The organism is Rhodobacter sp. SGA-6-6, from assembly GCF_011043545.1.
Taxonomy (GTDB): domain Bacteria; phylum Pseudomonadota; class Alphaproteobacteria; order Rhodobacterales; family Rhodobacteraceae; genus Pseudogemmobacter.
Genome location: NZ_JAAKGP010000013.1, coordinates 85,419 through 91,465, shown reverse-complemented (window position 1 = coordinate 91,465; position 6,047 = coordinate 85,419). Strand labels below are relative to the sequence as shown.

Genomic DNA, 6,047 nt, shown 5'->3' with positions numbered 1-6,047 from the left:
GGCTCCTCCTCAAGATCTGCCGCGAAAACCCGCTCTCCTAGTCAAGACCCTCGGCGAAAACTCGAAGTCACGGATTTTCTACGAAAATCCGGCTTACCCGCCGCCGATCAATGCCCCCGCCGCGAAGACCAGCGCCCCGCCGAGAACCACCTGCAGCGTCGCCCGCAGGAAGGGCGTCTCCATGTAGCGGTGCTGGATCCAGACGATGGCCCAAAGCTCCACGAAGACCACGGCGATGGCGATGGCGGTGGCAGTCCAGAAATCGGGGATCAGGTAGGGCAGGGCATGGCCCAGCCCCCCGAGCGCGGTCATCACCCCCGAGGAGATCCCGCGTTTCCACGGGCTTCCCCGGCCCGACAGCACGCCGTCGTCATGCGCGGCCTCGGTGAAGCCCATCGAGATGCCGGCCCCGACCGAGGCCGCAAGCCCGACCAGAAAGGTCGTCCAGGTGTCCTGCGTGGCGAAGGCGGTGGCGAAGATCGGCGCCAGGGTGGAGACCGAGCCGTCCATCAGCCCCGCCAGCCCCGGCTGCACCCAGGTCAGGATGAACTGCCGCCGCGCGGTGGCGTCCTCGGCCGCCTTCTCGTCGCTGCCGAGACTGGCATCCTCAAGCGCCTCGGCCCGCTTGTCGTGCCCCGCCTCGGCCGCCGCGAGGTCGCCGAGCAGCCGGCGGGTGGCGGCGTCCTGCGTCCGCCCGGCGGCGCGGCTGTAGAAGGCGGCGGCCTGCTGCTCCATCGCCCGGGCCTCGCCGCGGATGGTCTCCAGCGGCAGCTCGGCGGCCAGCCAGACCGGGCGGCGGGCGTAGAAGCCGGCGACATGCTCGCGCCGGATCAAAGGGATGACCTCGCCGAAGCGGCTCTGGTGTAGGTCGATCAGCTGGCGGCGGTGGTCGTCTTCCTCGGCCGCCATCCCGGTAAAGATCGCCGCAGTGGCGGGGTAGTCGGCCTGCAGCCGCTGCGCATAGCTGCGGTAGATGCGGGCATCGTCCTCTTCGGACGAGATCGCCAGCGCCAGCACCTCCTGCTCGGACAGCTGGTCGAACTTGCGGCGGGAGGCGAGGGAGGAGAGCATCGGCGGAACCTTTTTAGAATTATTCTAAAATAGACCTTCCCCGACGCGCCGCAAGGGGAATCAGGCGAAGATCCGTCGCAGCCGTTCCGCCCCGATCCCCGGCACCACCCGGCCCGCCGGGCGGAAAGCGGCCACATCCTCGCCCGCCACCAGGGCGTTGACCACCGCCTCCTCCACCGCCTCGACGGCGGCGAGATAGAGGGGATCGAGCAGTTCCATGTTGATCTCCTCCCGCGTCAGGCGCGGCCCGGCCTTCTGCGGCATCGGCCCGATGTCGGCGGTGGAGAAGGCCAGGAAGATGTCGCCCGAACTGTTGCCGCCCGGCGTGCCGCCGCGCGCCAGCCCCAGCCCCGCCCGCCGCGCCACATGGCGCAAGGCCAGCGGAGACAGCGGCGCATCGGTGGCGACGACGACGATGATCGAGCCGAGGTCGGCCGACCGCCAGGCGCCCTCGGGCAGCAGCTGCCCCGCGGGTTTCCCCAGGATGGTCAGCCATTTGCGGATGCCGTGGTTGGCCTGCACCAGCACGCCCAGGGTAAAGTCCCCGCCCGCCAGCCGCACCCGGCGCGAGGCGGTGCCGGTGCCCGCCTTGAACTCGTAGGCGATCATGCCGTTGCCGCCGCCGGTCGACCCCTCGGCCACCGGGCCGGAGGCGGCGGCCTCCAGCGCGGCGATGGCGTGGTCGGGCGTCACCGCCATGGCGTTGATGTCGTTCAGGATGCCGTCATAGGTCTCCGCCACCACCGGCATCGCCCAGGCCGGGCCGGAGAAATGCTCGGCATAGGTGTCGATCATCCAGCGCACCGCCCCGTGATGCACCGCGCCGATGGAATGGGTGTTGGTGATACAGACCGGCCCGAGAAAATAGCCGGCGTCGTTGATCCAATGCGTCCCGGTCATCTCGCCGTTGCCGTTCAGCGTGGCCTGGCCGGCGGCCACCGGCCGCGCCTCGCGCCCCGGGCGGGGGACGATGGCGGTGACGCCGGTGCGGATGTGGCGGGCCGGGTCGGTCAGGGTGGTGAAGCCGACGGCGACGCCGGGCACGTCGGTGATGGCGTTCCAGCGGCCGGGGGTGCCGGGGAAGGGCAGGCCGAGGTTGCGGGCGCGGAGAGGTGTCATGGGCGGGTCCTTGCTGCTTTCGCTTGGGAAAGGCGGGAGACGTTCGGCTTTTACTAACCCGAAGGTCTTGGCGAAGGCCATCGCCTTCGCCATCGCGCAACGGTTTCCCTTGTCCCGGCCGGGACCATAAGTCCCGGCCAGCGCCCGCCCCGCCCTTGGGCCAGGCGCTTCTCGCCCGCCGGGGCGGGCGCTGGCCTCTCGGGGTTCAGGGCTGCCACTGTCTCCGGGTGCAACCGCCCGCCCGGACGGGAGCTTCCCGGCGCCATATGTCGATCCATCGGAATGCGGCAGGGCGAAATGACTCAGTTGACAAACTGAACGGTTCAGTTCATTTATGGCGATACTAAACCGAACGGTTCAGGAGACCGCCATGAAGAAGACCCTGATTGCCTCTCTCGCCGCCCTGCTGCTGGCCGCCCCTGCGATGGCTCTGTCGCTGGACACCATGCTGCCCACGCTGACCTGGCCCGAGGACGGCGTCACCGCCTCGACCAAGGACTGCGCGCCGACGGCCGCCTGCACCAAGTGACCCCGCCGCTTGCCCCGGCTTCCCCGGCTGATCTATGGTCGGACGAGGAGGCCGCAGGGCAGATGCAAGACGGCGAGATCCGCAAGGGGCGCAAATACGACCAGGTGCTGGACGGCGCCCGCCGCATCTTCCTGCGCGACGGCTTCGACGGCGCCTCGGTCGACGACATCGCCCGCGAGGCGGGGGTGTCGAAGGCCACGCTCTACAGCTATTTCCCCGACAAGCGGCTGCTGTTCACCGAGATCTGCAACGCCGAATGCCGCCGCCAGGCCGAGGAGGCCGAGGCCGCGCTGGACTATTCGGCTTCGGTCGAGGAGATGCTGACCTTCGCCGCCACCCGCATCGCCGGTTTCCTGATGTCGGACTTCGGCCGCAACATGTTCCGGCTGGTGGTGGCTGAGGCCAGCCGCTTCCCCGAGATCGGCCGGGCCTTCTACAGGAACGGCCCCGGCCTGATCCACGACAAGCTGGTCCACCACCTGCGCCACATGGTCGACAAGGGGATGCTCCGGGTCGAGGACATCGACCTGGCGGCGGACCAGTTCGCCCAGCTGTGCAAGGCGCATATCCACGAGAAGCTGATCTTCGGCCTGGCCGACGAAATCACGCCCGAGGACGTGCAGCGCACGGTCGAGGGGGCGGTGGAGCTGTTCCTGGCGCGGTATCGGGCGTGAGGGGCTGTCTGTAGGCGGTTCGGCAATCCCTCGCCTCAGCCGTTCCCGTCGCCTGCTCCTACCCGGCCGGAAGGAAACCCGTAGGGCGGGTTCACCCCGCCGCTCCGTCCCAACCCGCGGCGATGGCTCTCCGCCTACCGGAACCGATCCAGCAGCTTCTGCATCGGGCTGCGGGCATCTTCCTCCGGGGCCGCCTTGGCGGCTTCCTTCACCGGCTTCTCCGCCGTGGTGGAGGACCGCGGCGGCGCCACCCGCAGCGAGACCGCGTTCAGGAAACGGGGGCCGTCGCCCGCAGCCAGCGCCGCCGCCCCGTCGGAAATCCCGCGCAGGAGGTCGTCCAGTCCGTCCGCCTCGGCCTTGGCGAAATCGTGCAGCACGTAATGCGACACCGCATCCTTGTGGCCGGGATGGCCGATCCCCAGCCGGACCCGGCCGTAGCCGTCGCCGAGATGCGCATGGATCGAGCGCAGGCCGTTGTGCCCGGCATGGCCGCCGCCCTGCTTCAGCCGGCACTTGCCGGGGGCGAGGTCCAGCTCGTCGTGGAAGACGGTGATCTCTTCCGGCGCCAGCTTATAGAAATCCGCCGCCGCCCGCACCGACTGGCCGGAGAGGTTCATGAAGGTCTCGGGCTTCAGGAGCACGATCTTCTCCGCGCCCAGCCTTCCCTCGGCGACCAGCCCCTGGAAGGCGCGCCTCCACGGGCCGAAGCCGTGGTCGGCGGCGATCCGGTCCACGGCCATGAAGCCGATGTTGTGCCGGTTGCCGGCATATTTCGCGCCCGGATTGCCCAGGCCGACCCAGAGTTTCACCGGCCGCTCCACCGCTGCTGGACGCCGCCGCGCCCCTTGCCTGTCATGGTCGCCTGTTTTTCGGCAAAACCGGATTCCACTTTTGCCGGACAGGCTCTAGCCTCCGGCATATAGCGGCGATGCCGCCCCTTCTCAACCACGCGGTGCCCGATGCCCGACTTTGCCCTGCGCGGCCTGACCCTGACGCTGCCCGACACCGCCCTGCGCGGCGGGCTGGAGCAGGCGCTGGCCTCGGGCCGCTACGAGGGGCAGGAGGCCGATGCGATCCTGCGCCACCTGCGGCCCGGCGACCGCTTCCTCGACCTCGGTGCCGGGATCGGCTTTCTCTGCGCTCTGGCCGCCAGGGTGGTGGGTGAAGCGGCGGTGACCGGGGTGGAGGCGGGGCCGGAGACCGCCGCGCTGGCCCGCGCCAACCTGGCGGCCAACGGCTTTCCCGGCGTCCGCCTGTTGCAGGGGGCGGTGACGGCGGGGACAGCGGGAGAGGTGGAGTTCGGCCAGCGCCCGGCCTTCTGGGCCTCGGCGGTGAAGGGCGCGCAGGACTGGCCGGCCAACGCCCGCATCCTGCGCGTTCCCGCCCTGCCGATCGGCCCGCTGCTGGCGGAGGCCCGGCCGACGGTGCTGTCCTGCGACATCGAGGGGGCGGAACTGGAGGTGCTGGCGCAGCCGCTGCGGGGGGTGCGGCTGGTGGTGGCGGAGATCCACCCGGCGGTCTACGGCCCCGAGGGGACGCGGCACCTGTTCGACGCGCTGTCGGCGCAGGGCTTCGCCTACCTGGCGGAAGGCTCGCGCGGGGCCACGGTGGTCTTCGGGCGGGACCGGACATGAAAACGGGGGGCGCGACGGCCCCCCGGTTCCGCAATCCTGGAAGCGAAGGCTCAGGCCTCGGCTTCCTCTTCCGTCGAGGCGGCAAGGCCCGAGGGCGCCGCGATGTTCGCCACCGCGAAGTTGCGCGCCACGGTCGGCTTCGCGCCCTTCGGCAGGGCGATGTCCTCGATGTGGATCACGTCGCCGATCTGGCGGCCTTCCAGGTCCACGGTGATGTGGTCCGGGATGTCGCCCGCCTGCACTTCCAGCTCCACCTCGTGACGGATCACCGTCAGCGTGCCGCCGCGCTTCAGGCCCGGGGCCTTGTCGGCATTCACGAAGTCGACGTGGATGAAGAGGTTGATGCGCGATTCGTCGTGGATGCGCATGAAGTCGACGTGGGTCGGCAGGTCCTTCACCACGTCGCGCTGGACGCCGCGGCAGATGACATGCTGGTCCGGCTGGCCCTCGACCTTGAGGTTGAAGAGCGTCTGCAGGAACCGGCCCTGTTTCAGCCGCTTCAGAAGGTAGTGGTAGTTCAGGTTGATGGCGACCGGCTCCTTGCCGTCGCCATAGACGATGCCGGGTACGTAGCCCTCTCTGCGGGCTTGACGGGCGGCCCCCTTGCCTGTCCCCGTCCGCACCACGGCCTGAAGATCGGGGATCTCGCGAGCCATAGTCATTCTCCTGTATACGTCCGCCATCCTCCAAGGGTGCATGGCGCGACCGGGGGCCTATAGCGGGGATCGGCCGCGGGGGAAAGAGGGAATCGGCGGGAAGCAATGGCGCGGGGGCAAGCCGCAAGCCTTGTCGTTGCGGCTGGCGGAGGTTCCTCGCGGCTGCTGTCGGCCGATGGGGGCATTCTGCCCCCCATGCCATCGGTTTCTCGAACCGATGGCGAAACCGCTGGCATACCCCTGAGGATATTTATCAGCAGGTGAATGGGAAGAGGAGGTCTTCCTGATTTCACCTGCTCCAAATATCCCCGCCGGAGGCATTTGCCGGGTGGAGCCGGAGACCGGCCGGGAAAGCGCCGCTCCG

7 protein-coding genes are annotated in these 6,047 nt (G+C 69.5%); 3 read left to right on the top strand and 4 right to left on the bottom strand.

Annotation, left to right across the window (positions count from 1 at the left end; translation table 11 throughout):
• Positions 1-93: 93 nt before the first annotated feature.
• Entirely contained in the window at positions 94-1,071 is a 978-nt protein-coding gene (gene mbfA, locus G5B31_RS17830; protein WP_165019569.1) for an iron exporter MbfA, read from the bottom strand.
• Positions 1,072-1,131: 60 nt separating this feature from the next.
• Positions 1,132-2,190 carry a P1 family peptidase gene (locus G5B31_RS17825; protein ID WP_165019568.1) on the bottom strand — a complete coding sequence of 353 codons (1,059 nt, stop codon included), beginning with the start codon at positions 2,188-2,190 and terminating at the stop codon, positions 1,132-1,134.
• Positions 2,191-2,560: 370 nt separating this feature from the next.
• On the opposite strand from G5B31_RS17825, the gene G5B31_RS17820 reads away from it, so the two are divergent.
• Positions 2,561-2,719: a hypothetical protein gene (locus G5B31_RS17820; RefSeq protein ID WP_165019567.1), complete on the top strand. Its 159-nt coding sequence runs from the start codon at positions 2,561-2,563 to the stop codon at positions 2,717-2,719.
• 62 nt (positions 2,720-2,781) lie between these two features.
• Positions 2,782-3,393 carry a TetR/AcrR family transcriptional regulator gene (locus G5B31_RS17815; RefSeq protein ID WP_165019566.1) on the top strand — a complete coding sequence of 204 codons (612 nt, stop codon included), beginning with the start codon at positions 2,782-2,784 and terminating at the stop codon, positions 3,391-3,393.
• Positions 3,394-3,527: 134 nt separating this feature from the next.
• On the opposite strand, the gene pth is transcribed toward G5B31_RS17815, so the two are convergent.
• Positions 3,528-4,202, bottom strand: a complete 675-nt coding sequence (gene pth, locus G5B31_RS17810) for an aminoacyl-tRNA hydrolase (protein WP_165019565.1) — start codon at positions 4,200-4,202, stop codon at positions 3,528-3,530.
• Between the two features lie 150 nt (positions 4,203-4,352).
• Here pth and G5B31_RS17805 point away from each other — a divergent pair, with 150 nt between their 5' ends.
• Positions 4,353-5,027, top strand: a complete 675-nt coding sequence (locus tag G5B31_RS17805) for an FkbM family methyltransferase (protein ID WP_165019564.1) — start codon at positions 4,353-4,355, stop codon at positions 5,025-5,027.
• A 50-nt stretch (positions 5,028-5,077) separates the two neighbouring features.
• Here the strand turns inward: G5B31_RS17805 and G5B31_RS17800 are convergent, their stop codons facing one another.
• Positions 5,078-5,683 (bottom strand): 50S ribosomal protein L25/general stress protein Ctc, encoded by a 606-nt coding sequence (locus G5B31_RS17800; RefSeq protein ID WP_165019563.1) that lies wholly within the window; start codon positions 5,681-5,683, stop codon positions 5,078-5,080.
• Positions 5,684-6,047 lie beyond the last annotated feature (364 nt).

Coding starts and splice junctions, on each gene's coding strand:
- G5B31_RS17800 (WP_165019563.1), bottom strand. CDS start 5,683: ATGGCTCGCGAGATCCCCGATCTTCAGGCCGTGGTGCGGACGGGGACA.
- G5B31_RS17805 (WP_165019564.1), top strand. CDS start 4,353: ATGCCCGACTTTGCCCTGCGCGGCCTGACCCTGACGCTGCCCGACACC.
- G5B31_RS17820 (WP_165019567.1), top strand. CDS start 2,561: ATGAAGAAGACCCTGATTGCCTCTCTCGCCGCCCTGCTGCTGGCCGCC.
- G5B31_RS17815 (WP_165019566.1), top strand. CDS start 2,782: ATGCAAGACGGCGAGATCCGCAAGGGGCGCAAATACGACCAGGTGCTG.
- G5B31_RS17825 (WP_165019568.1), bottom strand. CDS start 2,190: ATGACACCTCTCCGCGCCCGCAACCTCGGCCTGCCCTTCCCCGGCACC.
- mbfA (WP_165019569.1), bottom strand. CDS start 1,071: ATGCTCTCCTCCCTCGCCTCCCGCCGCAAGTTCGACCAGCTGTCCGAG.